Here is a 26516-nt window from a genome sequence, read left to right on the forward strand (position 1 = left end):
CGCTACGAGCGCCGCTCGATGCTGATCACCGCCAATCAGCCGTTCGGCGAATGGAACAAGGTCTTCCCGGACCCCGCCATGACGCTCGCCGCCATCGATCGTCTCGTTCACCACGCCACCATCGTTGAGATGAACGTCGAGAGCTATCGCAGACGCACCGCGCTCGANCGAAAACGCGGTCCGGGACGGCCGACCTCGCACGCGACACCCAAAACCGTCGCTGATTGACGCTGCGCGACAATCAGAGTTCAACAAAACTCTTGCGCGCGACAATCTGCGCGGCAATCATTACTTCGCCGCGACACTGGCTCGCCATCCAGATTGCCGCGCCTTCCCATCCAGATCGACGCGCTACAATTCGCCCCGATGGAAAGAGACATCAAGGAACATTTTCAGCGGAGGGGCACTCGCGGGCGGAGCCGCGACGCTAGAAGCTACCTCTTCACCCGACATTCATCTAGCTTGGCCACTTTGCGGTCAACGAGCGCGAGCGACCCGGCAACGCATCTGAAGCACTTTCGCCGCCCCACGATTGCTCGCGGTTGACGGCCCCGCGATGCACCGCCGTGGACCGTGGACCATACGGGGCCCTCGGTTCCGAGGCGGATGTCGTGCTTTGCTTTTTTTCTTCAGGCGAACGGGCGTGGGGGCAAGAAATTCTTGCAAGATCGTGCGGACGCGTCGCTGCTCAAAAACGACATCTCCGTTCACTCAACCTACGCCGATTGAGCATTTGCTCGATTGGCGATCGTCACCCGACTGGATGTTAGTGAGCAATCGCTCAGATCCTCTTACAGAAGACGATGGCGCGGATTGCTCCATCTGGCGGCGTACCCGTACGAGAAGAGGATGCGGCCGCTGTCGGAGCAAGCGGCCGCACGAGGCTCGATCCTCATTCTCTGCTTGATTGTTTTCCGTTTTCAGTGTTGTACGCACGACGGATCGGTCAAACAAAAAAACAGGTCGCAGATACCATCCAACGGGTCATCCGCGCACTGGGGATATGACGTATCCGCTACCTGCGCCTTGGTGGTGGCTGGTTGCGCGGCAACCTTTGCAACAAAAGTCGGCACCGCCGCCATTGCAAGCGCGAGGGCGCTCGTAGTCACAAACACGAATCTTTTCATTCGAGAAATCGCTTCCCTAGGTTGGCCCCAGCCGTCCTCGACGTCTATATGACGAAGCTGCAAGTGGTAAAATTGATTTTCTTGATTGGGTCTATCTACGGAATGGATAAGTTCGGACATCACCATATGGCTTTATCTTAAGCCGCTCGGAACCTGCAAAGGCCGTTATGGTCGAGAACTCAAATTGTCAACGAGATCGCCCGGGAGATCAAAAGCGAGGTGATGCACCGGGTGCTTGGGGGGCACGGCTCGAGCTGTAAAGGTCGCTCAGGCCCATGATTTGGATTGCTGTCGTGAGCTCGCGCCATGACTCAATGGACAGCCCCCGCCAAGCTGATCGGGCTGCGGAGGCACCGTCTACTCTTTCCGGCGATGCCACCGTTGGTCGCTCGTGATGGCGACTGAAAAAAGCAGGGACATGCCTGACTATAGGTCCATGTACGGAATTTTCTCGGCGGCGCTCGGCGCCATTGTCATTTGAAGAGAAGCAGCTTCGACGTCTTCGGCTTGAGGCGCTCAACGAAGAACGACGAGCCCCAGCATCTTCCGGGGGCCATGGAGGCGGGATGCTGGGGCCGTCGTAGCCTTATGCAAGAGTAGCAAACAGGCAGCGTTGTTGTGCACCGCCCGATTCGATTCGTCAAAGCCGCCCGGGATACTCAGCTCCCGTGCATCCGGACCACGCGCAAGCTCCGCCGAAGATTTGCGGCCAGTTCGCGGCGGGCAGACAGGCGAAAGCGCTGGTACATCCGAGCGGATCGCCGCCGGCATCAGGCACATGTTTCTCCGGCTGCCGCACTCAGTGGCCTAGCTTCTCGCCCGAGCGCCGATCTTCGCCACGCCTCGTGATGGCAGCTTGCTTGTCCGGCGATCGACAATAGTCCGGATCGCCGGCTGACAAGGCTCCCGTGGTGCGTATTCTCTTCCCCAAGGCTCCATCCTTTTGCGAAATGGAGCCTGAAGGCCTCGGTGCTGCTCAGGCAATCTGCCTTCCCGATCCGGAGGCATGAAGCTGCCACCGAACGGCACACTGCCGCAAGACAACCAGCTCACTAGATCCCCAGTCGAGCCATCTGCGCCGACACCTCCGGATCGGGAAGGGGGTGCCACGCATGGCGGCCAGCGGCGGTGCTCAACAAGGACCTACAGAAAGCAGGGGTGAGCTTGCCGCGGTGGATCACGACGTTCTGGTGCCCCTCGGCGGCTCGAGCGCTCTGCCAGTGCTGATTGTAGCCGCGCTGTTGGTCGGACTTCACGTGGCAAGCGGCGAATTCGCGATCACCGAGCGTTGCCAATTGCCAGGCATGTACCGGCCGCTGGGTATGGATGTGCACCCACATCGGGCTTGGCATCGCACCACCGCGCAGCGCCTTGGGCTGCAGCTTGATCTCGAACAGCGTCCCCGGCTCTGCCTTCAAGGCGCGCGGTGGATCCACTGACGCCAGTTCCCCCGCCGCCCGCAACTGTTCAAGGTACTTTTGCGATGGAAACGCATAGGTCTTCATGCAATCGCTCGTGATTGCTGCCTTTCGCGTGTTCAATGAGTTTGCCTGTCCCTGCACCTCGGACCACATCGCCTTCAGCCGGACAATTTTTTCGTGCACTTCGGGCACTTGCACAGGCGTGAGCAGGACACGTCGGCGAGGCTCCTCGAGCGCGGCTACACAGGCCTCAATCTCGGTGGCCTGCGTCTGCAAGCGCTTAGCGACGAGATTCAATACGTGGTCAGCGTCCTCGGGCTTCATCTGGCGCGCTTGCGAGACGGCGCTTTGCTGAGCCCGCAGATTAAACTGCAGCAGCTCGTCCAGTCGCTCGAGCAATCCCGCCAGTGCTTTCCTGGAGGGCGGAGCCTGCCACATCTGGAGATGCTCGGTGGCAGAGGTTGACGCCCGCGCGCGTGCCTCCTCCGCGGTCGCGAGTTTCTTGGTACCGAGATCCGAGAGCACGATAACCTTGCCTGTCGGCGCCGTGGCGGCATCGGGTCTTGCGAGTTGCGGCTCGGGCGGGCGGGCCGTCGAACTCCCCTCGCCTGCGGCCGCTGCGCGTCTTCCTTTGCCCTTTCTGCGCGCCGGACTGCCTTCGCCCACGAGGGCAGTATTTTCCGGCAGCGCAGTCGCAGCCCAAGCCGGCGGTTCAATCGTGGCTGGCATCTGTGGCTGCACTGCCAACAGCCGCATGACTTCGTTCGCCGTAAGCCACGCACCTTCCACGATCTCGTCCAGCAACTGCAACGGAAGGTCAGCTCCCGTTCCGGCCGCCCTCAGCGTGGCAACCATGGAACTCACCCCCGATGCGAACTCCGAAAGCCGCTCCATGACTCCTTCCAGAACGGCGCGATGCTCAGCGTCGAGCGGCGTCCCGTTGCTGTTCAGAACGGCCTCGGCGGTCGAGACGAACGCCGGAAAAACATCTCCGATGAAGGTCCCGAGCAGACGCACCCGCCCGCTCTCGTCCATGAGAGCGCCGCGCACGTCTGGTTCCAACGTGCTCGCTTGCGAGTTAATCAAGAGCTGCGCGAGAGCGATCCGCGATTGCAGATACATGCACTTCGTATTGAGGGCCCAGCCGGTATGCAGCCTTAGTGCGGCCTCTTCGGCCTTGCGCATCTCGGGCGTGCTGCTTGGCAAGTCGGCAGTAGCCGCGCAGACGGACTGCATCCGCTCCGAGCGCAATGCCTTCTTTCCCCACCACTCCATGCAGGCCGCATACTGTTCCGCCACGCCTGCAACCGCGCGGCTCAGCTGGTCGGGCGTAGCCGCGTCTTTGATCTTCTCGAGCCACTCTGCTGCTTTCCTTCTGCTCTTCTCCAGTGGATAGATGATCTTGGTGGCCACGGCGTTACATTCGTCGCCCGCGTCCAGCGTGTTATCGCGGAGCCGGCGAGCCCGATCGTCGGGCAGAATGCGACGTGCCAAGTCTTGGGGCAGATCGGCGTAGTAGTCCAGAACTGCTGAGCCTGCCCTGACGACTTGGTCGATCAGCTCTTGGGCCTCGGGAAAGTCCCGGGCGTGCGTGGCCGCTCGACGACAAGTTTCAAACTCCTCAAGCAGGCTGCTCAATTTTCGCTTTGCTGCCTTGATCTCATCCCGCGTTGGCGCCGCCACATCCGAAGTTGGTGGCGGGTTCGCAAGTGCCGCAGTTCTATCTTGAGGTCCGGAGCGCATCCGCTCCACCACGGCGTCGAAGGAACGACTGCGTTCCCCAGCGAAGAGGCCGGGCTCAAGGCTCGAACTGCTCATTTGCCCGGTGCTGTCGGCTCCTGCGGCCCCAACCTGCGATGTGCCAGCTCGGCCAATGCCCGTCATATTTTATCTCCGATAAAGTCGAGAATGCGCAGCCTCTCTGGATAGACCGCCTGGCTGACGGCTAGCTGACCAAGAGCGTTCTTCCGGATGCACAAGAAAGCCGATGTCGCCTTGGGTTCCATTTTCCATTGCACCCCCTGTGTTGCTGAAGACAGCGATGCGGGATAACAGCGTCAGTTGCGGGATAATCAGCTGAGACGTGACGGCGGCCGACGTGCACTGGTCAAGATCTGCGCTGTGGACTGCAACAGCACCGGCCGCGAGGCGATCCGTAAGAGTCCCGCGCCTATGCCGGTGGCTCTTTCCACACGAACTGGGCCAAGCCATCCCAAACGCTACAGAGCAGCCGGGAGACCGCTCGCTTCCTGAACGGCGAATGTGATCAGGCAGGAATGGCCAGCGTATATCGATCGGCAGACCTACGGCCGCCGCACGCGTCCACTATCCCGAAAGGAGACTTCGACAAAAGAGCTTACCAAGCCAATGGCCATGCACCGATTGTGACGAGACGCTGAAGGCGGATTCGCAACAACATTTCTCCTGCGAATCGAGCAGAATCGACGTTGCGCAAGTCCCTCTTAAGCTACATCTCGCCGAGCCGGCGCCCATCCAGGCGCGGTCAGATCTCCCTCATAGAAATATGGCAGCCAGCGTACCAAGCGCACCCAGCATCAGCCCGATCAGCGAACCGGCTGTCGGCACGTCTCTAAAGAGCAGAAGCGTGAGTATCGGTTCCAATACCAGAATAGCTCCCACCGATATCGCGACAATGATCCAGATATTCTTCAGATGCATGTAGCCCAGCGCGTATCCCAAAACGAGGAGGATGCCACCGAAGGATATCAGGAAAAACATCGGCAACAGCATTGCCAGATCACCGCCGGCCTTTCCAAATTGCCTTGAGGCAATCAACTCGGCGAATATCGAAAGCGCTTCTCCAAGGAAAATCGCTGCCACTGCTACAATCTTCAATACCAAGTTCATCGGCCTCTACAGTTCCGGCTATCCAAGACAGCCCGGAGACGGGGCATCGGAGTTACCGTTGCGGTTGCCTTTTCGGCCTGCCAGGCGCTTGCAAGCGGTCCGCGCGCTATCGCTCCTCACGGGCACTTCAAACGTCTACCCGGTTGATGACTAGATCCCGACATGCAGCAATTGTTTCGCGTCGATCACACCATTTCCGCTGCTTGCAGAAGCGAAGATGGTTCAGGACGAGCCCAACCCCACCGCGTGCCGTCTGCCAGACTGGAGCGATCGGGGCCTAGGCTGCAATCCGCACAGGGAGAGCGGAATAGCCGTGCACGAAGTTGGATGCAATTCGCTCGGGTTTACCGACAACCTTGACCTGCAGTCCCGCGTCCAAAATCTCTTCCCAGAGGATTCTCACCTGCAGTTCCGCAAGATGTCGACCAAGACAGCGATGGATGCCGAATCCGAACGAGAGATGCTGCCGCACATTCTTGCGGTCGATGACGAAACTGTTCGCGTTCTCAATGATCTCTTCATCCCGGTTGCCGGAGATGTACCACATGATGACCTTGTCGCCCTTCCTGATCTGTTTCCCGCCTACGATGCTATCGGTCGCGGCGGTGCGGCGCATATGTGCGATCGGCGTCTGGTATCGAATAATCTCGGACACGGCGCTTGAGACCAGCTTGCGATTGTCGGTTAGTTTTCGCAGTTCGGAGGGGTACTGATTCATGAACAGAAGGCCGCCGGTAATCGAGTTGCGCGTGGTGTCATTCCCCCCAACGATCAGCAGAATCAGATTCCCGAGAAACTCACTCGGCTCCATATGGCGCGTGGCGGGCGAGTGCGCCATCAAGGAAATCAGGTCGAGGCGCGGCTCGGCATTGATGCGCTCGTTCCAAAGTCGGTTGAAATAGTCCAGGCACTCGGACAAGATTGTGCTTCGCTTGTCCCAGCTGTCGATCGCATGGCCTGCTCTCGGAGTTGTAACAGCGACGTCTGACCAATAGGTCAGGAGTCGCCGATCCTCAAATGGAAAGTCGAACAGCGTGGCGAGCATTTGCGTCGTCAACTCTATGGAGACCATCTCCACCCAATTGAAGGCATCATTGCGCGGCAAGCCGCCTAGAATCGCCCTGACCCGAGAGCGGATCAAGCTTTCGAGCTTTGTTAGGCTTTCCGCTTCGACTATCGGACTGACGGTATTGCGCTGCTCGGCGTGGCGCGGAGGCCCCATCTTGATGAAACTCTGGGTCCAGTGTTTGTCAGGCACGTCGACAATAGTGACACCTTGCTCCGACGAGAATGCTTTGTGGTTTGTGTCTACCGCTACGATATCCCTGTATTTCGTCAGGGACCAATATGGACCATGAGGGCTGTCTTGACAGTAGTGAACGGGATCTTCCCTTCGCAACCGCTCGAAGCAACCCCAGATGCTGTCGTCTTGAAAGCGCTTGGCCTCGCTTACATCCAGCTTGCTCAGCGGGATAATACGCCCGTCGTCCGCTCTATGATCTTCCAATCGCCTTTTCATGATCATCTCCGCAGACTTTGCTCTCGAGAGCTTACGGATCCAAGGTCGCGATTCACCGTTTCGAGCTGCCGTAGCGTTTGGCGGCGAGGGGCCGCTCGACCAGACTATCTCAAAGTGCAGCTAGCCTAGCCCTACCATGTCGGGCAGTAAGGATCGCATTGACTTTCCAACTCGATCTACTCAGTGGATCGGTGAGAGCTATCACCCCTGGCTGGACGATGGTTGTGCCTTGGAGGCAACATCAAGCCGAATGTACAGTAATAAGGTAGCCCCCGCGTTCAGGTACGGCCGGAGTGGCTACGTTTGTCAACATCGTGCTATGAATAGTCGTCTGGCTAGGACTGTTCAGGCAGATCGATCCAGAGATCCGCAGGACCATTCAGGAGTGTATCTTGATCTGGAACGTAGATACTATCGAAGACCCTGAGACCATGTGCCATTGCCGCTCCAACAATTATGAAAGGGAGCTTGACCTGCTCTAGGTCTTCGAAGTTATCAGCGCCGACAATCCGAACAAAATCGAGTTTAAACTGTCGGAACTCTATCTGAGATATAGCCGACGCTACCAGATCCTTGACGCTCAACGCTCCTTGGGCGATCTCTTTCCTCGAATGGTTAAGTGCCTTGAAGAGATACGACAGCTCATCAAGCTCGGAGCGGCTAAATCGCCTCAAGCGCGACGAAATCGGCACTCCGTTCTTGTATCTCACGGTCGGCACAAACCTTATTTCGCAATCGAGAAGGAGGTCTGCGACGGCGCGCTTCACCAGGATCGCCTGACCGATATCTTTCAGGCCGAAGTAGCTGCGAGTTGGTCGCGCATAACAGATCCAGCGGACTGCGCCGGTAACGGCTTCCTTCAAGTACGCCTCAGGCCCATCTAAACGCAAATGATAGTCGCCTTGCGAAACAAACGTTCGATAGCCAGGCGGGAACATTTCGGTGTCGTTCGAGGAAATCACGGCAGTTGCTCCCGCACGTAGGGCAAGTCCAATATCATCGTCCAAATTGAAATCGTAGCTCCCACCTGGCCTAAGCTGGGTCTTGTTCGGATAGACTGTGACAATCGCGACGTCATTCTCCGATGCCGCTCTTCTGATCAGTTCTGCATGCCCAAGATGCAGGGCGCCTAGAGTGTGTACCGTCCCAATAGTCTGACCTGTTCTCGCCACCTCCCGGATGAACGCTTTGCCTGCGGAAAGACACGCCAGATGCATTTTCTTACTCCAGTTTCTTTGAACGCCAAAAGAGTGGTCTGACCGGCCGGATCGCAGAAGGTCCGCCCTGCGTCTCGTATTGGCCGCGCACGCCAACGAGCCCCAAAGAGCCTTACCGCCCGCTCGCAGCTCGGACCACTGCACCAACCTGTTCTCAGCTCACGGACACTATAGTCCCTTCTATTTTGCGGTTTCCAAAGCAGTCAGGTTGACCCTTCTCGACCACGTCTGATCAACGATGAGAATTCAGCCAGATAGCTTGATGGCTCGGGCGGCTGATCCGCCTTTAAAGCGGCCTGCAGTCCCGGACATCGGTCGGCAAAAAACGGTGGCTCGAATGTGGTTATCTTAGCGCCAGAAAAGTCGACCTTTACGAAGCTGGCCTGGAACGGCGATATCCCACTCAGGTTCGCGTCGCGCAAAGACGATTGGTTCATGCGAACATATGCGAGGCGCGTTCCCTGCAGGTTGCTGTCGGTCATTCCCGCGGCGAGATATGCCTGAACGAGATTGGATCCTTCGAGATTTGCGTGATCCAATGCCATTGATTGCGGGGGATCACCGGTGATCATCGACCTGTAGAGGTAAGCCTGGGATAAGTCTGCATGTTCAAGATCGCAGTCGCGCACAAAGGCACAGCGGCCACGGAAGCCCATCAATTTGGCGGCTCGCATTGTGCTCTCTATTATCGAAATGCTTTCGCCTGATGCCCGAGACAGATCCGCTCCATCGAGCTGACAGGAATGAATAGAGGCACCGTTCAACACAGCACCAACGAGGTTCGCGTCGGACAAACTTACGGACAGAAGCCGCGCCTCGGTCAAGTCTGCCTGTTCAAGGTCTGTACTTGAAAGATTTGACAGGTGAAGATCAGCAAATGGAGCGCTCAGGGCTCTCGCCGCAATGCGGCCGCTCACCTTTGAGAGTCTCAGATACGGAAGATGAGCGCCTTCCAGGACAAGACCGTCGACCGAGGTGGGACGCACGATCGATAAACAGTCCCCCTTTGACTGGAAGAACGAGCAATCCGCCAGATGCGTCTTCGTGATCGTGACTTGGCTCAACTTGGCAAAGCGGAAGGAAGCAGAAGAAAGGAAGCATTCATTGATGGTCGAACCCTGTAATTCCGCACCATCAAATACAGCATCACTCGCGTCGCACTGGTAAACGAGGAGCCCGCTAAGCATCGCGTTGTCAAAGCGTGTCCTTTTCATGCTGCAACCGTGAAACAGACTGCCGGTTGCATCAATTACATTGCGCAGACTGGCATCATCGAAGTTGCAGACCTGCGCTGCAATCGCGTGCATATACGCAAAATCGAGCTTGGCCCCGCGGAAACTTGCCCTCTCTAGCCCCGGACAGATAAGATTCGCCCCAGAAAGGTCTGCCCGATCCAACTTTGCTCCGTAGAGCTGCGCACGATTGAGGGTACAGCGTCGCAACGGGAAATCTGACAGGTCGTGACCGTTAAAGTTCTCGGAGGATAGCTGCAAACCAATCCCAGTCCTTCTGATCGCCTCCTCGGTTCGCCTCCCGACAGCGGCCACCGCGCGCAGCCGATCGGCAGCTCGGCTCCAGTACCGAACAAAGTCGCCATCTGATGAAAGGTTGTTTTTCGGATCTGACCAGTGCTCCGCCCCTTCATTCGCGGTGCACTCGCTATCAGCGCCGATCGTTTGCGGCATGTCGATATTCCGTATTGCCGGGATTACGAGGGCCCTGTTTGACCTCTTTGCTCGGCCTTGGCGGTGCGCTATGCGATTTGTGGCGAACTCGTCTGCGAAATGGCGACACGATGCCTCGATGAGACACCTATTGTGTCGGTGTCCTCCGCAGCCGATACGCTTGAGGACGTCGGCCGAATTCTAGTCATGCGCCCCCCACTGCCGCTCGGTACGATTGTTCACGAAGCCCGGCAAGCTGAGAACCTTTTGACCGTGCCGATATGTCCAGAAGTTGCGATTTGTCTCGTCGGCTCTTAGAGGAAAATCCACATCGCTCTCCGTCACACCGAATGCTAACAATTCAAGGTCTTGCTTCTTTTTCAGAATGGACCCACGGCTTGCGGGCGGAAAAGTGATCGTTCATCTACCTGCACTCAGCCGGGCGTTATCTCATTTCGATAGCAACGACCGTGCCAGCCGCATCAGTCGCAATCAAGGGGCTGAATTGGCTTCATGAAATCGAATTTCACGCCGAATGTTTTGAACCTGACAAACACGTTCCGTTGTCAGGGACCGCACCATCGCAAGGCTATCGTGAAAGCGAAAATTCCGAGTTCGTTTGCAGGAGAGCAAGAGCCGCCAGTCCTTGCGGGCACGCAATCGATGACTTGCAATTGGACACGTGCGGATCGCCGACCTCACGGTTGGCGAGTATTCAAACTCGGCTAGCCCTGCTCCGCGCGCCGGCCGGTGCACCTAGTGGGAACCCGTGTCCGCAGACTGTCCTGGCCGAGCGATGAGCGAGCGCGTAATCGTGACGAACTCGGCGCGCTTAGGCGAATGCCCCGCGATGGATAGACGATTGCGTGATAAAGGAAGTCGAATTCGACGGCATTCATGCGATGCCTTCTTCGAGGATCGTAGCTGAATGACCTATCTGTTGGTCGCGCACAAGACGCGGCATGGCGGCGATAAGGCTCTTGGTATATTCAGACTGTGGATTGCGAAATATCTCCTCAGTGGCCCCACTATCGACGATTCGCCCGCGGCGCATAACTATGACGCGATCGCTGATATGACGAACAACACTGAGATCATGCGAGATGAAGAGATAACTTACGCCGAGGTGGTCCTTCAGATGGCCAAGCAGGTCCAAGATCTGGGCCTGGATCGAGACGTCGAGCGCCGAAACCGGTTCATCGCAGACGATTATGGCCGGATTCGGTGCGATCGCGCGGGCGATCGCAACACGCTGGCGCTGACCGCCCGAAAGCTCGAGCGGTCGTCGGTCCAGCAAGGCCTGGGATAGACCGACCATATCGAGCAGGTCGATAACGCGCTCTTGCCGCTTGCGCCGTGTCTCAACGTCGCTCGAAAGGCTGTCGGATATGATGCGGCCGACTGTCCAACGTGGATCAAACGACCCAAGGGGATCCTGGTAAATGATCGATATCGACCGCCGCAGAGCCCGCCGTTCGCGTTCGGCGAGCGCGGTCCAAGGCCGGCCCGCAAACTGAACGGCGCCCTCGTCAGGCTCGTCGAGCGCCAGGACCATGCGCGCCATCGTTGACTTTCCTGATCCGGACTCACCCACGATGCCCAAAGTCTCGCCGGATCGCAGTTCGAAGGAGACGCCGTCCACAGCCGCCCGTAAAACGCCATCCGGGCCCTTGAAGCGCTTCACCAGACTTGTCGCTTCGAGCAGGATGGAACGAGATTTCGGCAGCGATTGCACGGGAGGCTGCGTTTGCCGGCCAGGCGAATGCACAATAGTCGATGGTGAGAGCCGTGAGCCGCGCGGCCGGCCTGATGGCACGGCGTCCAGCAGCTGACGAGTATAGGGGTGCCGCGGATCTTTGAATATCTGGGCGGCGGTGCCGCGTTCGACGACCTCGCCTCCTCGCATGACGAGGATCTCATCTGCCACGCGGGAGACCACTGCCAGATCGTGACTGATCAGGATCAGAGCCTTGCCCCTCGTTTTGGTCTCCTCGAGCAGTGCCAGCACATGAGCTTGGGCCGTCACGTCGAGAGCGGTAGTCGGCTCGTCGGCAATAAGGATGCGTGGATCGAGCGCAAGTGCTGCAGCGATGAGAGCCCGTTGACGCTGGCCGCCGGATAATTGATGCGGCAGCTGCTCGGCCCTGATCTCGGGCTCAGGGACACCGACGAGCTTAAGGAGAGCAATGACGCGCTGTGCGAGCTCCTCGCGTGATGATACCGCACCATGGAGGAGCAAGCCTTCACCAATCTCTTTGCCGATCCGGCGAAGCGGGTCAAGCGAGACGAGTGCATCCTGTAATACAAAGCCAATCTCGTTGCCGCGGATGCGCCGCCAGGCACGATCGTTAAGGCCGATCAGGTCCGTCCCGTCGAAGCTCAGCTGGCGTGCATGGACGTCGGCGTGGCGACCAGCAAGGCCTATGAGAGCACGCGCAGTCACGCTCTTGCCTGAGCCGGATTCACCGACGATCGCAAGGCACCGTCCCGGTCGGAGGGAGAAGGACATACTGCGGACAACCGAATTCTCGGCGATGTCGCGCCCGAACGAAACACGCAGCGAATCGACCGTGAGGAGGTCTGCCTGCTGCGAGACAGGCTTGGGACGAACCTGCAACATTCACCTTTTTCCTTCCAGACGGTCCTGTAGATGGCGCCCGACGATGGTGACGCTGAGGGCAAATGCCGTCACTGCCAGACCGGGTATGATCTCCAGCCACCAGGCGTAGATCACATAATTGCGTCCGGCATTGAGCAGCGCGCCCCATTCAGGGGCCGGGGGAGCAACGCCAAGACCTAGAAAGGCAAGACCAGAGGCCCAGATAATCGCCTGACCCACGCCGATCGTCATCATTGCTGTCAGCGGGTTCATGGCGTTGGGAAGAATATGCCTCCAGACGATGCGGGGAAATGGATGGCTCAGCACCTTGGCGGCCTCCACATACCCTGTCCCTTTGATGGAAAGGATCTGGCCCCTGATCATGCGCGCATAGCCTGGCGCAGTGCCGATTCCGACAGCTATGACTTCAGTCAGTACCGACGGCCCAAAAACGGTCACGAACACAAGGGCAAGCAAGAGCGTGGGAATTGCGAAGAGCACGTCGACAATCCGGCTGAGGATGCTGTCGAATACGCCACCAGAAAGTGCGGCGGCGACGCCGAAAACGATCGCAATGGACATGCTCAGCGCCGTCGCGCCAAGTCCGATGGCCAGGGACTGGCCTGCGCCCTCGACTACTCGAGAGTAAAGATCTCGACCCAATTGATCAGTTCCCAACCAATGGGCGTTCGACGGTGACTGCAATGACGATCTCAAATCAATAGCAAGCGGATCGTGCGTCTGCAGCACCTTTGGCGCCATAGCCGCGAGGGAAAAGAAGCCAATGATGATGAGACAGACGGCAACTCGGAAAGGAACATGGCGGACGATTGCCAGGACTTCTTTGAGCGGCCGAGACACGGTGACTTCGGCGAACATGCTCATGTCAACTTGATCCTCGGATCGACCACCCGGTAAGTCAGATCGACAATCATACTGGCAACAACGAATAGGCCCGCAGAGATCAAAACAGCTCCCGAGACAATCGGAACGTCTCGCGAGGACGTTGCTGCGACAAGGACTCCACCCAGGCCTTGACGGGCGAAAACCACCTCGATCAAAATCGCGCCCGAAAGAAGTTTGCCGAGCGCCCAACCTGATAAAGTAATGCCGGGCAATGCGGCGTGGCGGAGGACATGGCGAAGCCTGACGCCGAAATCACTCATACCTCGAGCCCGCGCGGACGTAACGAAAGGCTGCTCGAGCACGCGCGTGAACTCGTTCTGAACGACTTGTCCGAAAAAGCCCGACAGTTCAAGAGCCAACGCAAGTGTCGGCAGAACGAGCCCGATCGGCGAATTTCCACCGATGACCGGAAAGATGCGCAGCTTTACCGCAAAGACAACCATCAGAATTGTGGCTAGCCAGTAAGGCGGCACGGTTGCCAAAAAGACTTGCGTGTCGTTGAGCAGCTTCGACCATATGTTGTCTCTGCCGGCGATGAACAAGGTTGTCAGGATTGCGATAATCCATGCGATCAGCAGCGCGGCGATTGCCAGAATAATCGTGGGGCCAATCTGTTCCGCGATGATCCCTGCGACAGGCCGATGCTGCTGGTACGATTCGCCAAGGTCTCCATGCAGGATTCGCAATATGTATTTGCCGTATTGAACCGCGAGCGGTTGATCGAAGCCGTATTTCGCGTTGATCGCTGCAAGCTCTGCCGATGATGCCGGCCCGACGTTGCCACTCGCCACATTGATGATGATCTGGGCGCGATCACCAGGCAGCACACACTGAATTACGAACGCAAACGTTGCGGCAGCCCACACCACGATCACGCCGGACAGTATCCGGCGCGCGAACCAAACAATGGGATGATGGGGTCCTATCTTCACGGCGTCATTTCTTGTCGTCAAAATGAGCGTCATAAAAGACAGGTTCGCCAACTGACCCGCGGTCCAGCCAAACGTCTTTCAGGTTCGGCTTGGTCGCCAAAGTTACGTCCAGAACCGTGAGGCCAATGACAGGAGCGTCATCCACGATCTTCCGTTCCGCCTGCTGATAGAGGGCGGTACGTTCAGCCCCATTGAAATCCTGCTCCGCTTTTTGAATGACGTTCCAAAGCGTCAGATCCTGGTAGCGTGAGGGATTGAAGCGATTGGATTCGCCATTCTGATCGGGCTTCCACGAGATCCGGAATATCTCAGCGCCGGGGGCAACCCAATAGAGGAGAACGACTTCATAATCATCTGGCCCGAGGTTTTTTCCGGCGAAGAAATCAGCCGGATTGGTGGGTTGAAGACGTGCGTCAAAACCGGCCGCCCTTGCCTGCTGCTGGATAACTTGCAAGGCTTGCTCGCCATCTGGCTTCAGAAAAGCGTTCGAATAGGAAATGCGCACGATGAGCGGATTGCCGTTCTTCACACGAACGCCGTTAGGATTACGCTCAGTCCAACCCGCTTGATCAAGCAGCTGATTGGCTCTCCGAATATCGTACGCATAGGACTGGGCGAGCTCAGGCAGGTATTCCGGCGAGCTCTGACTTAGCGCACCGTTGCCTTCAAATGGCAAAGAGCCAAGGAAGGATGTCTCGACCGCGGCCTTTCGGTCAGTAGAATAGGCAAAGGCCTTGCGGACGAGTACGTCGTCAAATGGGGGCCGGGCCGTATACAACGCCAGGCGCAGAGGGGTGCCGCCGGTAAGGTGCCGCAATACTGGAAAGCGGGAATTGGCGTCCTTCCATGCGACAGCCGGGATATCGTATATGGCATCGGTCTCCCCCGTGATCAGCGAGCCGTATCGGACAGTCTGATCTGGCAGAAACTTCCAGCTGATCCCGTCAACGTAAGCCGGTCCTTGATGTTTCGCGGTGGCCGGCGCCGAATTGTAGTCGGGATTGCGGCGGAAGGTGACTTCCCGCCCATGGCGCCACTTGTCGACAATGAATGGACCTGAGCCGACAGGGTTCTCGCAATTCACCGCAAGTCCACGTTTGAGCGCGGATGGCGAGAGAATGCCTTGTGAGGACTGAGCGAACACGTTCAGCAAGGGTTGGAATGGCATCTTCAAGGTTACCTGCAACCTCAGAGGAGCGATTGCCGTTGCCGCTTCGAAGCTATCGCTAAGATAAGGAGCGGCAGTCGGATTACGAAGATCGGGGTCGTTGCTGAGCCATCCGTTGATATTGTCAGCGATGGCCTGCGCATCGAGAGAAGTCCCATCCGTGAACTTCACATTCGGCTTTATCTCGAATGTGTACACCTTTTTGTCGTCGGAGATGGTCCAAGACTCGGCCAGCCATGGCACAATCTTGCCGTCCTCACTGCGCGCAACCAGATTATCGCTGTATTGGCGTTGCAGATACCATTGCTGCACCCATCCTCCGAACAGGCAGGCAGGCTCTTGAAAATGCCCGTAACGAATAACGCCGCCTCGCTTTACACTGCCGGCTAACCCTTCTTGAGCATGAATGCCGGGCACCAATTGCGACAGGCCCAAGAGCACGACAAGGGGAGCCGCCACTTTTCTTGCGGGATAGTTCGACTTGCCAGTGAAGCGCCTCGTTGACCGCGAATTCGATAAAGGCATATCCAGGCTCCAGAGCATTTGATGTTGAGGAAGCGTCAGAGCGGTGAGCTAGGTGTGGCTCTTGCCAGCTCGAAAGGAATGGAAATCCCGAAATGGCCTCGCAGTGTCTGTCCCCGATATTCTTTGCGAAACAGCCCGCGCTTCTGCAGGATGGGCACCACATTGTCGACAAACGCCGGAGTGCCATCTGTCAGCACGTCGGGAATGATGTTGAAACCATCGACCGCGCCAGCGCGGAACCATGCCTCAATCGAATCCGCGATCTGCTCGGGTGCACCCACGAGCAAGCGATGGCCAAAAGCTTGAACGCTGCTGATGATCTCGCGAACCGTCCGACCTTGACGCGCCAGAGTTTCAATCGTGCGATGGTGACCGACAGAAAACGGAACATTATCTGCATCAGGTAAAATCTCCTCCGGGATCGGCCTTTCGAGGCTAAGCTTCTCGACCGCCACGCCCATGCTTCGTGCAAGAGCGGCGACGGCGCGCTCCAGATCGAGCAGTCCGTCCAGTTTCTCTTTGCGACGAGCCGCTTCTTCCTCGGTGCCCCCGATACAGGTGACAAGGCCTGGCAGGATGAGCGGAGCCGCAGGGCGGCCGAATTGGCGAGAGAGCGCGCGCAGGCGCCCTGCCTCCTGTAAAGCTGTTGTCAAGTCTCCGGCTGCCGCAAACACGACATCTGCACTGCGGGCACCAAGCCGTAGTCCGGGATCCGAACCACCCGCCTGAACGATGACTGGCTGGCCTTGGGGCGAAGCGGGATGCGTAAGTGGGCCTCGGATGCCAAAACTATTCGTATTGGGGTCGAGCAGGCGGAATTGACTCGGATCTGCGTAAACTCCCGCAGCCTGATCGGCGATGACCATCTCGCCGCTCCAGCTCAGCCAGAGAGCACGGACGGTTTCAACGAAGTCCTCGGCGCGTCTGTATCGATCCGCTCGCCCGACTTCTCGACCGCCAAAGTTTGCTACCGTCGCCGGGCTCGACGTCGTGACCGCGTTCCACGCAACGCGGCCACCACTGATGACATCAAGCGATTGGAAACGCCGAGCGAGATTGTATGGTTCATTGTAGGTTGTGGACGCTGTCGCGATCAGGCCAATCCGCTCCGTTTCGCGTGCAATCACAGTGAGAACCAGCGTAGGTTCGAGCCCATTAAGCGGGGGCTGGTGCGTAATGTCGAAACTTATTGCGGGGGTATCGGCGAGGAATACAGCATCCAGCAGACCACGCTCCGCAACCTTCGCAGCCCGGACGTAGTGCTCGATATCGAAAAAGGCGCTTGGATTTGTGCCCAGCCAGCGCCACGCGGCGGAATGACCACCAGCGCCATGAAGATTTAAGCCAAGATGAAGCATGGAGTTAACCGAAGACATCACAGCCTCTAATGCGGCGGCCTGTGAGCCGCTTGGTGGGCCTTGAGGATAAGTCGATCTCGGCGGCCACCCTGCGCTTTCGCGCAAGCTCACCCTGAATGTGCCCCGGGTAGCCGATTTGAGGGATAGATAACAAACAGTCGGCTGATGTGAGAGGAATGTCACCAAAGAAGATTTGGCTACGTCCTGTGATGTTCTCCAAGCGGACGCGGCCGACAAGAGCTTCGGCGACGCTGGCCCCCGATTGACGCCGACGTGCGTACAGCCCGCTTCCAGCGCCTAGTTGATTCCACACGAGTACACTCACATCGGCTCTCCAGAATTCATCAAGAAGCCAGCCCCTTCTCAGGAAGGTGTTTTGGATGCCCATTCGCCGATCGAAACATTTGGACTCCCGACCGGGCCAGCAAGGATCAAGCTAGAAGGATCTGTAGAGGTCGAGACCATGCAAACGCAATAGTTGAGTATTTCAATCTACTATCGTCTGTTGGCATCCTCTTCTATTGCGATGCCTATCTTTCCATCGCTTAACCCAAATGGTCTCTGATCAGGCTCACCGAAAACGCGCTGCCTGACTGCAGCGGCTTCAATTGGCAGCGCCGGCTCGAAGCGAACGACATCAATTGATGCGTTCGAGAACACACGACAGATTTGGCGCGACATTGTTGATCAACCGCTTGCTGCCCCGTTGCAAAGCGACACCAATAAGGCCGCGCCAAGCCCAACCATCTAATAATGCGGTGAAACATTCCAGATTCTCGATGCCTCGTTAAGGCAACGATTGGAAGCTGAACTCTCTTCTCCACCTGTGCCGCCTGCTGCATTCGAGAATGCTACGAACCTTCGGTTGATCATCTTGCAGGCGCCGCATCGTCCTCGCGTTTTTTTATCGGTATGACCGAGCGCGACTTTGCAAGAATGCCCGTCGTCACGGCTCCTTCTCGTGAGCGCGCCGATAGGTGGACGGATTCAGTTACCTTTGGACATAGGCCACCTCAGAGCGTCAAAAATCGCCCGCATCAACGTTCACGAAATCACGCAGTTGAGTATTGGAGCGCGTCACTTACCGGCACATGAGGTGGGGCGCGCCTCTCGTGATGAATCGCGAGCTATCAGCTTCAACAATGCCAGATCGAATCGCCTGCCCAGCGTCGACGTCTGCGGCCATCATCGGCGAGGGACATCACGGACGACACGCTCCGCGCCAGCTTGGCGGCCGACCGCAGGTCCGGCGCTCTGACCTAAGCCATCACCGTCCTGCTGCCGTCCTGCCACTAGCAACACGGGTGCAACCCGCGAGCGCCAAGAGCCGCTTCCTTCGGGCATCGCAGCAGCCAACTGGCCGCTTTGGATCGACCCAGGAAGACTAATGATAGTCTAATTCGCGGCACTACTTATTCAGTGTTCAGGAGCAGGCCTCCGCCGCTTTGAATAGCTCAGACCTTTTTGGCTGTACGCGTTGCGGGAAGCCCGTCCATCACTGGTTTGGGATCTATCGCTACTTTGACTGGAAACGCGTCGGGCCCGGAGGATGGGAAGGAGGGGCCGATACGACCGCCTGCGCAGATCGCTCTAGGTCTTTTTGTTCGGCTGCGCCTGCAGGCCACACCACAAGGCTTTCGCCGCGATATGGTTGTTAGGCGCGACCAACCTTGTGGTGCACGTGTGGCGCATTGGTTGCAAGCGTCAACTCCCCATTTTGTCTTTCCGAGCTGAGGCCCCCGTGCGCCGGTTCGTCGCTGTCGCGGCTTTCATGCGAGCCGAATCGTTCGTGGCCTTGCCAAGTGTGGTCGGCAATCCAACGTCTCGCAGCCGCGCAGCCCCCTTGATATTGTGAGTTTAGGCTATTCCGCGCGTGTTGCGGATGCCTGGATCGAAGTAGCATCGCGCGGGTCTTGTTGGCGACCAGCGCCCCGGCGGGGCCCACGCGAATCCTCGCGCCCATCAGCAATCCCGACAGAGCACAATGAGCTCCACGGAACGCCGGCGCGGTCACGAGCCCGATGGCCGCGACCAAATCGGCTGTTCGGACCAGAGCTAGCGTCTCGAGTAACGTTTCAAGGACATCGACTCGCAGCCGATGCAAGCTGGCCTCGGCAGACTTCCTCACGCAGCTCAAGCTCACCGATGCCTGCGCTTCCGCCGGGCTGCTTCTCCCAGACCTTTCACACGGTGCTGCCGTGGAGCTGGACAGGACGATGGCCCCATCTCGCCAAACTCAGCTCTGCAATGAACAATAGGCTCGCCAGCACAGCCGCAACGGCACCGAATTTGATTCAAACAATGAGTCTGGTCAGCTGTTCGACAGCTAAGCCCTCTAACATACAACACCTCTATCCGGACAGGAGGCCGACTTGATGGCTCAAAATCTCGAAGAGAAGAAGGAGCTTGATCCGGGTCAGTCCCGTTCGAGAACCAGATCCGATCCAGTTATAGACATTTGCGCGCGCCTCAGTTGCTGATCCTTATCGCCATCGGATCAACTTTGTCCGAATGATATCGACAGAGGCTACCAAAGGGAGAAGGGAATGGAGCCATTTGACAACGTCAACCTATCCGCGGCTCGGATGAATTACGTTGAGCCGCAACAGGAAGAGACAGCGCAAGCAGACTTTGAGCAGCGGCTTAGAGAACCACAGCCAATCCTCCCAACATCAGCTTCACCCGGGGCTGGATCGACCCGGACTGCAACGGATGGCAATAAGAGAGCGCAGGCTATCCAGGGGAACGAACGGTGCGCAGCTGAATCCTTTGTGAGAGGGCGCGCTCAGCTTGCCGCAACGCTGACCTGCGCGAATATTGCGGAACTCAGAAGAGAATCGAACTCGCTGCGCAAAGATCAGCACAATAGTCAAGAGCGACTGGTCCGTCAGCCGGCGTCGATAGTGGCCCGCATTTTCTACGACGTGATGGCATCGTCATACGTGGAGCTGCAGCGCTTTCAAAACCACGCCAGCCATTATAAGCCACATGTGTTGGACCATCAAAGCGCGATGGACCATTTGCGCTCCATGGCGGCTTTGCGTTACGACGCCGCCCCTGGAATATTTGGGGAGGCCAACAACTTGACCTGGGGCGCGCAGCGGCAGCGCACATGAGAGGCGACACCAATTCTTCGCCTTTTGTATCTCTGTCCGAGGATGCCTCACAACTGCTTCTTTCGCCGGACGATCACAACGAGTACGGCCAAAGCAATCGCGGAAAACGCGACAGAGTTGCACACCTACACGGTGCCGAAGGTCACCACACGGACGGCCGAAGAGATCGTCGCGATTCTTGAGGACGGGACTGAGAATGACGAACCCAATCTAGCATGGGTGAGCGATACCCCAACTGAAGAGCGCGAGGTACTGTTTCTGGGCGGAAACCTGAATAACTATCGGACCGCTAGCGAATCGAATCCATATAGGAAGTCAGGGACAAGTCGCTGAGGGTAAGAAGATCCAGAACGGGTGATTTGTCTTGTTCCGATGCTCGGAAACATCGGAAGCAGCGTTCGCGGCACTTATAATACTCCGATCGGAGCGGCCAGCGGGAGCTGGCCGCGTACTGCACTTGGACAATCAGAGTTTCAGCCGAAAGCTGTACCGTCTTCAAATTCGCCGCACTTGTCGTCAGGTTGGAAAAGGCACTTGCCCGCCGTCATTCATTCTATCTTTCCGCCCCTCCACGTCAGGTTTTGGAAAGCTAACGTGAGTAGCGAAAGAACGAGGAAGCGATGCCAGTGGACTGCACCATGGACCGATCCAACGCGATCAACCCAGCCGATAAGGATTCCGCTGCGTCAGATACCACCGTGGAGCAGCCGCAACAACCGCAAGCGGTGTTTGAGCAACACTTGGGAGAGGTGCGACAGCTCGGCCCGATATATTCCCATAACGATCTTCATGACATCACTGAAGAAGACGATCGCCTCATCCGAGCAGCGTCTGGTGCTGCCCTTGACCGAGGGCCACCGCCGAATGCGACCACCATCGAAATTTACGACCGTCGGCTTCGCAAATTGGCTGAGGCGCTGAAGCAGTCTGGTCAGTCGATTGCTGAGCTCGATGACGATACGTTGCTCGACCGCTCCAAGAAGCTACTGCCAAAAGACAAGATCATCGCCCCTGCATTGTCAATGGTTAGTAGGTACCGCGAGCCCAGCGACACCGCTCCGGCCCCCACAACACATTATCGTCCGTCCAAGGAAGACGCGAGCCTCATCAGAAAGGCCACCGAGGCGGGCTTTGGTCGAGCACTCGATGCAAAAACCGCCGGAAATTATGCTAGCTGTCTTCGGAAGCTAGCGGCAGCACTGCGACCTTTGTCGATTGCTAAGCTCAGTCACAAAGCGCTGCTCGGCCATGCCGACGCTTTGTTTCCGAAGGACAAGAAACTCATCTACGCGTTGAACAGGCTGAGTGACTACCGCCGGATCGCCGGACAGGACAATTCGGGGGCTGACGGAGGTAACTCGCGCCAGCCAATACAGCCGGCCGCCGATTTGCCCGTGCAGCTTTTCGATCATGAGCAGCCTTTGGGGAACGCTGCGGACCAAGGCGGCTCATTGCCGGCCGACGGTTTCAATGCTACGCAGGTTTGGGAGGAAATGGGTTTAACCCTTCATTCTCCCATGCAACGTGTCGCCCAGGATGCGCTTTTCGACGCTGTGCGCCGAAGCGAAGTACCTCCACGTGCCAGCTTCGATGCGCCGGTACTTTGGCGGGGAATGCGTGCCGCCGCCCCCTCGCCCGTGCAGAGTTTTGCTCAGGAAGCGCTTTTCGATGCCGCGGATCGCGAGGGCCTGCTGCCAGCGACTTCCTTCGATGCGCCGGTGCTTTGGCCAACCACGCGTTCAGTCACCCACTCGCCCATGCAAAGTGTCGCCCAGGAGGAGCTTTTCGATGCGGCGGATCGCGAGCGCCTGCTGCCAGCCGTGCCCTTCAATGCACCGGCGCTTTGGCCAACAATTAGTTCGGTCGCCCACCCGCCTGTGCAAAGTGTCGTCCATGAAGAGCTTCTCGATGTCGCGCATCGCGAGGGCGTGCCAGCGACATCATTCGATGCACCGGTGCTTTGGCCAACCACGAGTTCAGTGACCCACTCGCCCGTGCAAAGTGTCGCCCAGGAAGAGCTTTTCGTTGCCGCGGATCGAGACGGGTCTGCGCCTGCTGTCGATCTGGATGCATCCAAGTTATGGACGGCAATGGGGTCGCCCACCCAAAGCGTCGGCCGAGCGGATCCTTTCGATGCCGTGACCTGGCAGCCCAGCTCACGGTCGCAGAATCCCGCCTCTGAAGAAGACTTTGGGAGGATGATGCATCAAGATGGTGCGAGCCCGGCAACACGTGATACGATGTCCGTCGCAGCCGGCGAGAGCTTTGATGCCTCTTTGGCCGTTCCCGAGGATTTCTCGCATGGCACCCAGGCCGCGCCGGATATGATGCGCTCCAGGCTCGGCCGCTGGGGTCTGTTGCCGGATGCAGCACAGCGGGTAAAGACCTACGACATTCACGGTGAACGCTATATGGCCGTGCTAGGACCGCGTGGGCGCAATGATGTTCAGCTCATCCATCTGCGGTCTCCTGCTATCGGCGATACGTTTGATGTTTCGTTCGCCGTGCCCAAGGATTTTTCGCATGGCACCCAGTTGGCCCCCGAAATGTTGCTTTCCACGTTGGGCAAGTGGGACTTCTTGCCTAATGGAGAACATCCGGTCATGAACTATGAGATTGGCGGGAATCGCTACACGGCCGTGTTGGGACCGAGAGGATCCAACGACGTTCAACTCATTCATCACCCAAGGCTCGCTTTGCCGGGTGAAGCTGCGCTTGTAGCGCCGACGGCTCCCCCGCATGCCTACGGCGGCCTTGTACCTGGGTTTAATCCGCTCTCCTCGTTCGAATTGCGAAAGGACGCTCCTTTGGCGCTGGCGCCAAACATTCCACTGCCGTCTGCCGCACCGGGATCGGACCATCAGCCGTCCCTGCAAGTGCCTGAACTCGGAGAGTTGTTCGGTGACGACTGGAGGCACGGCCCCCAAGAGGCTTCGCCTGTCGTGATCGACATGCTCCAAAACCTGGGCCTTCTGCCGAGCCAGGAGGTTCCAATGACCCGTTTTCTGATCCACAGTCAGCCCTACACGGCCGAAAGCCTACCCGGAGGCCGCGTCCTTCTCTTCCATCGACCGCAATTTGGTGAATGAGGTACCTGTCGGCACCTCGGACAGCTGCTCAAGCTCCCGAACCACGCCGGATCGTTTGCTTTCAAAGAACTTAGAATTGCGTCCGAAAGACAGTTTAAGCGGCAAGCAAATCCCACAGCGGCGAGGCCCAGCCTGATCTAAAGCGGGATGGTTCTCAATCACGCCGTATTCGGCAGCACGGAAGTTTCCGGTGAAAGGACCCCAAAAGACGCGGGATGCGAGATACGAGCGCATCGTGGGGTGGGCAAGGGTCGCGCGTTATCATCGCGGGCGCCGCTTGATCGGGTTGGGGAACAATGCCCTCACAAGGACCCGCGGACAGCATGCGGACGTACCTTGGCGAGCCAATCTGGAGGTTCAACTGAGAGGCCTTGGCTCCAACCCATACACGATAGCCTGAACCGCTGATCTTCCAATCACTGAGATCGAATCGAGATCGACGGCTCTCATAAGTTAGCTTGATCGAACTGCAGCAAGTTCGTGCAACTCGATGCCTCCCCCAACGAAAAGACGGCCAGAAAATACTCTGGCCGTTCCTGACGATCGAAACGATCCGTGTCATGGCTTGCGAAGATGTCCAAACGATTAATCGAAGCGCATCGCCCTGCCCTGTGCTCTTCGTTACCAGATGAACTTTGCGCCATCCGGCAGTTCGCAGATGAATTCGCCCTGGTTCACGAGTTCGGTGGTCCCGACGACAAGCTTCGAGGCTCGCACCGTCAGCTTGCCTTCGCGGCTGAGGCTATGGCGGATGTACTCGGTCACGGCATGTCCGGAGCTGTCGACCGTTTGGTGCGCATTGGCGAAGCTGATGCCGTTCTGGGCGGTCACCCTGAAGGCATTTATGACCAGACCGGCCTGCGTCGCCGACGCAGGCTTGCCAGCCTCCGCGGTGGTACAGCGGCTCATGTCCAGTATGAGCTTCACATTCTTCCCGGCCTGCAGGGCATTGAGGACCTCGGTGTATTTCGGTGAGGGCTCATCGGCTCTCGCCAGCGCGCTCCCGCTCGCGGCCGAAAGCAAGGACAACAGGATCGTCAGTCCTATGCCAGTAAGCTTCATATGCTCTTCTCCCTCGATAAGTACCACAGATCTCATTTTTCAAGACGTCGTGCTCGCAAACCGTTTGGCTGATTCCACACATCAAGCGCGCTCGCGCCTGCGACAAAAACATCCTGTCGCAACCAGGCGCAAGTAGTTGCGATGGCTATTCCGACATCACAACCTCGTATGTCAGGTTTGCGGAAGTGGCTTAGCCTCGCGCTACGTCGACTAGAACGATCTGATCGAGCGTCGGCCGCTTGGAAAACACAAAACGGCAACCGGTCGCGCTCCTCCATTGCAACGACCGAAAGCATGCAATTCTCCCATCTGCATAAAGTAGACGATCCACGAAAGAACACTTCGACCAGCCGCATGCGCCAGCTCGTCCATCTTGATAGCTGTGCAAGGATTATCTGCCGACGTGTCCGCAATGAGGTGGTGGAGCGAACCTGGCGCGGCGGTCGGATCAAGCTCAGTCAAGGCACCCGATCTCGGCCTAGTCGAAACAGCAATACCAGAAGGCACAAGGCGGCACCGACTTTTGATCCGTCACTTTGCGCGGCTTCCGTCCAGCTGACCGCCTCACTGACTGAATCCATTCGGCATCCCTCAAAAGGCTAAAGCTAAATGGCTTCCTTCCTGGTCCGTCAGCTTCTCGAAAGCTGCAGCTGCAACAATCTACGCCGACAGCCGGCACTCGAAGGGAGAGAGATATATATGAACGTTGATCCACGGAATGCCGCAGACACTCCCTTTGAGGTTCACGACGCGCTGCAGCACGCGCACAGCGTCGACTGGCAACCGGACGAGCTTAGCGCCCAGACCGGCGCACCGGCACACAGTTCAGAAGATCAAGAAAGCTTTAAGCAGCAGCTGACTGACTTGGATCTAGACGACTCAGATTCGGTCTAACCGACCTCGGATTCAGTCTCCTTAGCGGCAAATTCCGCGACTGCCACGTCCTCGTCTGCGCCAAACGAGTGGCCCCGGAAACCAGTCGCTATCCCGTCTCATCATTTGTCAGCGCGCGCGCTCAGCTTGCCGCAACACTGACAGGTGCCACTCTTGAAGCGCTTCGGAACGAGATCGACCTTGCCGAGCAGCAAGCAGCACATTGGTCATCAGCGACCGCAGCTCCCGTCGATCGGGACCGCCTATTCGACGAGGGTGGCGGGATCGTCATATGTCACACTGCGGCGTTTTCAGAATCAGGAAAATGATTGCAAGCCGCGCATGGAAGAAAACACGAGCGCGATATCGCATGTCCGCAACACGGCTCGGGATCATTCTTCCGTCGGAGATCCACCGGAGCGGTATCCTATGGACCGAGCGCGCCAAGCTGGCTGGCATATGCGCGGCAAGACAACGGCATCACCCTTCGTATCGTTGGTCGAGGATCCGGCAAAACTCGCCGTTTCTCGCGATCATTGGGCGAGAGCGATCGCCAACGAAGCGGACGCGCTGTACACCTGCACCGTACCGACGCCAACTGTCTGGCCCCCCGACGACGTGCTGAGTAGCATTGGGCTTGGAATGAACGCCGAAGATCAGGACAACATCGATGAGGACGTCGATTTGATGTGCTCACTGGGCAGAACGCCAACCCGTGAAATCGAGCGCCTGTTCCTGGGCGGCAATTCGGAAAGCTACCGGACCGCTAGCGAAGCTAATCCCTACAAGCGCGAGAGTAGTGAGTAGATCGTCTGTCGACTGCGCCATTTGACAGGTTCGTTGGCGTTCAAGTACCAAAACACCCCCAAGGAAGAACTGGAAAACGGCGCACTAGCTCCGCGTCAAAAACAACAGCTCGAGCATATTGGCGACGTGATCGATGGCCCGATCAATTCGCCGATCGAGCGGTACAGCGGTTGAGGGCTGCGACGGAAGATGCACCGCCGACGGTTGTGAGGACACCGGACCATCCTCTCTCCCCTGCCCGCTCGTTAAAGCATCCTGGCATCTT

18 protein-coding genes are annotated in these 26516 nt (G+C 57.8%); 6 read left to right on the forward strand and 12 right to left on the reverse strand.

The genetic code is table 11. The features are described from left to right. On the forward strand, nt 1-228 hold a 228-nt coding region (locus tag A3AS_RS43645; RefSeq protein ID WP_018319535.1), incomplete at its 5' end, for an ATP-binding protein. A 692-nt stretch (nt 229-920) separates the two neighbouring features. Here A3AS_RS43645 and A3AS_RS49125 read toward each other — a convergent pair. From A3AS_RS49125 to A3AS_RS0121070, 11 genes are all read right to left on the reverse strand, one after another. Then, entirely contained in the window at nt 921-1253 is a 333-nt protein-coding gene (locus A3AS_RS49125) for a hypothetical protein (protein ID WP_018319536.1), read from the reverse strand. Nucleotides 1254-2179: 926 nt separating this feature from the next. Continuing rightward, nucleotides 2180-4432: a hypothetical protein gene (locus A3AS_RS0121020; protein ID WP_018319537.1), complete on the reverse strand. Its 2253-nt coding sequence runs from the start codon at nt 4430-4432 to the stop codon at nt 2180-2182. Between the two features lie 630 nt (nt 4433-5062). Continuing rightward, entirely contained in the window at nt 5063-5416 is a 354-nt protein-coding gene (locus A3AS_RS0121030) for a hypothetical protein (protein ID WP_018319539.1), read from the reverse strand. Between the two features lie 277 nt (nt 5417-5693). After that, a complete protein-coding gene (locus A3AS_RS0121035) occupies nt 5694-6935 on the reverse strand; it encodes a cytochrome P450 (protein ID WP_049814945.1) in 1242 nt (413 codons plus the stop codon). A 335-nt stretch (nt 6936-7270) separates the two neighbouring features. Further along, nucleotides 7271-8152, reverse strand: a complete 882-nt coding sequence (locus tag A3AS_RS0121040) for a pantoate--beta-alanine ligase (RefSeq protein ID WP_018319541.1) — start codon at nt 8150-8152, stop codon at nt 7271-7273. A gap of 203 nt (nt 8153-8355) precedes the next feature. Further along, a complete protein-coding gene (locus A3AS_RS0121045; RefSeq protein ID WP_018319656.1) occupies nt 8356-9837 on the reverse strand; it encodes a pentapeptide repeat-containing protein in 1482 nt (493 codons plus the stop codon). A gap of 874 nt (nt 9838-10711) precedes the next feature. Continuing rightward, nucleotides 10712-12436 (reverse strand): ABC transporter ATP-binding protein, encoded by a 1725-nt coding sequence (locus tag A3AS_RS0121050; protein WP_018319542.1) that lies wholly within the window; start codon nt 12434-12436, stop codon nt 10712-10714. Further along, on the reverse strand, nt 12437-13300 hold the full coding sequence (locus A3AS_RS0121055) for an ABC transporter permease (RefSeq protein WP_018319543.1): 864 nt from the start codon (nt 13298-13300) through the stop codon (nt 12437-12439). After that, nucleotides 13297-14286 (reverse strand): ABC transporter permease, encoded by a 990-nt coding sequence (locus A3AS_RS0121060; RefSeq protein WP_018319544.1) that lies wholly within the window; start codon nt 14284-14286, stop codon nt 13297-13299. The genes A3AS_RS0121055 and A3AS_RS0121060 overlap by 4 nt, the downstream gene beginning before the upstream one ends. Continuing rightward, nucleotides 14258-15946: an ABC transporter substrate-binding protein gene (locus A3AS_RS0121065; RefSeq protein ID WP_245283239.1), complete on the reverse strand. Its 1689-nt coding sequence runs from the start codon at nt 15944-15946 to the stop codon at nt 14258-14260. The genes A3AS_RS0121060 and A3AS_RS0121065 overlap by 29 nt, the downstream gene beginning before the upstream one ends. 35 nt (nt 15947-15981) lie before the next feature. Continuing rightward, entirely contained in the window at nt 15982-17322 is a 1341-nt protein-coding gene (locus A3AS_RS0121070) for an NtaA/DmoA family FMN-dependent monooxygenase (protein ID WP_026202204.1), read from the reverse strand. Between the two features lie 2528 nt (nt 17323-19850). Between A3AS_RS0121070 and A3AS_RS49130 the strand changes: the two genes are divergently transcribed. Then, nucleotides 19851-20420, forward strand: coding sequence for a hypothetical protein (locus tag A3AS_RS49130; protein WP_245283240.1), 570 nt, complete (start codon nt 19851-19853; stop codon nt 20418-20420). 638 nt (nt 20421-21058) lie between these two features. After that, entirely contained in the window at nt 21059-23509 is a 2451-nt protein-coding gene (locus tag A3AS_RS49135; protein WP_018319547.1) for a hypothetical protein, read from the forward strand. A gap of 621 nt (nt 23510-24130) precedes the next feature. On the opposite strand, the gene A3AS_RS0121085 is transcribed toward A3AS_RS49135, so the two are convergent. Next, a complete protein-coding gene (locus A3AS_RS0121085) occupies nt 24131-24607 on the reverse strand; it encodes a VirK family protein (protein ID WP_245283241.1) in 477 nt (158 codons plus the stop codon). 663 nt (nt 24608-25270) lie between these two features. Here A3AS_RS0121085 and A3AS_RS49140 point away from each other — a divergent pair. The 3 genes from A3AS_RS49140 (at nt 25271) to A3AS_RS47455 (ending at nt 26425) form a co-directional block, all read left to right on the forward strand. Beyond that, entirely contained in the window at nt 25271-25465 is a 195-nt protein-coding gene (locus tag A3AS_RS49140; protein WP_245283242.1) for a hypothetical protein, read from the forward strand. A 180-nt stretch (nt 25466-25645) separates the two neighbouring features. Beyond that, a complete protein-coding gene (locus A3AS_RS49145; RefSeq protein ID WP_245283243.1) occupies nt 25646-26251 on the forward strand; it encodes a hypothetical protein in 606 nt (201 codons plus the stop codon). Between the two features lie 33 nt (nt 26252-26284). Continuing rightward, the gene (locus A3AS_RS47455) at nt 26285-26425 is read left to right on the forward strand and encodes a hypothetical protein (RefSeq protein ID WP_157644341.1); all 141 of its coding nucleotides are present in this window, start codon (nt 26285-26287) and stop codon (nt 26423-26425) included. Nucleotides 26426-26516 lie beyond the last annotated feature (91 nt).

Origin of the sequence: Bradyrhizobium sp. WSM2793 (genome assembly GCF_000379585.1) — a bacterium.
Classification (GTDB): Bacteria; Pseudomonadota; Alphaproteobacteria; order Rhizobiales; family Xanthobacteraceae; genus Bradyrhizobium.

Coding starts and splice junctions, on each gene's coding strand:
- A3AS_RS0121035 (WP_049814945.1), bottom strand. CDS start 6,935: ATGAAAAGGCGATTGGAAGATCATAGAGCGGACGACGGGCGTATTATC.
- A3AS_RS0121050 (WP_018319542.1), bottom strand. CDS start 12,436: ATGTTGCAGGTTCGTCCCAAGCCTGTCTCGCAGCAGGCAGACCTCCTC.
- A3AS_RS49135 (WP_018319547.1), top strand. CDS start 21,059: ATGGACCGATCCAACGCGATCAACCCAGCCGATAAGGATTCCGCTGCG.
- A3AS_RS0121045 (WP_018319656.1), bottom strand. CDS start 9,837: ATGCCGCAAACGATCGGCGCTGATAGCGAGTGCACCGCGAATGAAGGG.
- A3AS_RS0121020 (WP_018319537.1), bottom strand. CDS start 4,432: ATGACGGGCATTGGCCGAGCTGGCACATCGCAGGTTGGGGCCGCAGGA.
- A3AS_RS0121030 (WP_018319539.1), bottom strand. CDS start 5,416: ATGAACTTGGTATTGAAGATTGTAGCAGTGGCAGCGATTTTCCTTGGA.
- A3AS_RS0121085 (WP_245283241.1), bottom strand. CDS start 24,607: ATGAGATCTGTGGTACTTATCGAGGGAGAAGAGCATATGAAGCTTACT.
- A3AS_RS49140 (WP_245283242.1), top strand. CDS start 25,271: ATGAACGTTGATCCACGGAATGCCGCAGACACTCCCTTTGAGGTTCAC.
- A3AS_RS0121040 (WP_018319541.1), bottom strand. CDS start 8,152: ATGCATCTGGCGTGTCTTTCCGCAGGCAAAGCGTTCATCCGGGAGGTG.
- A3AS_RS0121055 (WP_018319543.1), bottom strand. CDS start 13,300: ATGAGCATGTTCGCCGAAGTCACCGTGTCTCGGCCGCTCAAAGAAGTC.
- A3AS_RS0121065 (WP_245283239.1), bottom strand. CDS start 15,946: ATGCCTTTATCGAATTCGCGGTCAACGAGGCGCTTCACTGGCAAGTCG.
- A3AS_RS49125 (WP_018319536.1), bottom strand. CDS start 1,253: ATGGTGATGTCCGAACTTATCCATTCCGTAGATAGACCCAATCAAGAA.
- A3AS_RS0121060 (WP_018319544.1), bottom strand. CDS start 14,286: ATGACGCTCATTTTGACGACAAGAAATGACGCCGTGAAGATAGGACCC.
- A3AS_RS0121070 (WP_026202204.1), bottom strand. CDS start 17,322: ATGTCTTCGGTTAACTCCATGCTTCATCTTGGCTTAAATCTTCATGGC.
- A3AS_RS49130 (WP_245283240.1), top strand. CDS start 19,851: ATGGAGCCATTTGACAACGTCAACCTATCCGCGGCTCGGATGAATTAC.